This is a genomic window from Collinsella sp. AM36-4AA, assembly GCF_003467795.1.
In the GTDB taxonomy this organism is placed as follows: Bacteria; Actinomycetota; Coriobacteriia; order Coriobacteriales; family Coriobacteriaceae; genus Collinsella.
Window position 1 is genome coordinate 1 of record NZ_QSHS01000062.1, and the last position, 1,267, is coordinate 1,267.

The 1,267-nt window shown below is 65.1% G+C and carries 1 protein-coding gene; it reads right to left on the minus strand.

The genetic code is table 11. From position 1 onward, the window contains the following. Position 1 precedes the first annotated feature (1 nt). The gene (arcA, locus tag DW850_RS10075) at positions 2-1,243 is read right to left on the minus strand and encodes an arginine deiminase (RefSeq protein WP_117584235.1); all 1,242 of its coding nucleotides are present in this window, start codon (positions 1,241-1,243) and stop codon (positions 2-4) included. Positions 1,244-1,267 lie beyond the last annotated feature (24 nt).

Consider the following 1,267-nt stretch of genomic DNA (forward strand, 5'->3'; position numbering starts at 1 on the left):
CTTAGAGGTCCTCGCGCCAGAAGGGCATGCTCATGCAGCGCGGGCCGCCACGGCCGCGGGAGAGCTCGGCGGAGGGCACGACGAGAAGGTCCAGGCCCTCCTTGTACAGCACGTCGTTGGTGACGGTGTTGCGGGCGTAGACGCAGATCTTGCCGGGCTCGACGCACAGGGTGTTGGAGCCGTCGTTCCACTGCTCGCGGGAGGCCGCGATCGGGTCGCCGCCGCCGCAGGGGATCAGCTTGACCTGGTCGACGCCGGTGGCGTCCTCCAGGACGTGCTCGAGGGTGTCCTCGATCAGGCGGATGTTCACGTCGCCCGGGTTCTTGCCGGCGGTCAGCTCGTAGACGCGCAGGGTGCCCATGATGGCGGGGTGGATCGTGAACTTATCGACGTCGATCTGGGTGAAGACCGTGTCGAGGTGCATGAAGGCGCGCGAGACCGGGATGTCGAAGGCCAGGATGCGCTCGACCTTGGAGTCGGAGTTCCAGAAGATGTTCTGGGCCATGACGTCGATAGCGGCGGCCTGGGTGCGCTGGGAGATGCCGACGGCGAGGGTCTTCTCGTTGATGTTCAGCACGTCGCCGCCCTCGGTGTGGAACTGGCAGTCGCGGCGGAAGTACAGGGAGACGTCCTTGTAGTCGGGGTGGTACTTGAAGACGTACTTGCCGTACAGGGTCTCGCGGTTGCGGGTGACCGAGTACATGCGGTTGAGGTTGACGCCCTCGCCGACGACCGCGAACGGGTCGCGGGTGAAGTAGAGGTTGGGCATCGGGTCGATGATCAGGTCGGACTCGGACTCGGAGTTGACCAGGGAGTCGAGGGTCGTGGACGCCGTGAGGGGCATGTCGATCTCGGCCTTGGTCATGCCGGCCATGGTCTTCTTGACGAACTCGAGGTTGTCCTCGATGGAGTCCAGCTTCTCGCGGACGATCTGCGGCATCTGCTGGCCGCGGATGCCTGCCTCGGCGATGTACTGGTCGGTGAACTCGGCGCGGGCGCCGGGGACCTGGTCGAACACCTCTGCGACGAGGTTCTCGAGGTAGAGCACCTCCACGCCCTGGTCCTTAAGGATCTGGGCGAAGGTGTCGTGCTCCTGCTGCGCGACCTCCAGGAACGGGACGTCGTCGAACAGGAGTCGCTCGAGCTCGTCGGGCGGCAGGTTGAGGAGCTCGTCGCCGGGACGGTGCAGGCAGACCTTCCTGAGCTTGCCGATCTCGGAAGGCACGTGCAGACCTTTCGTCATGGCCTCCTACCTTTCTTTCGGGCC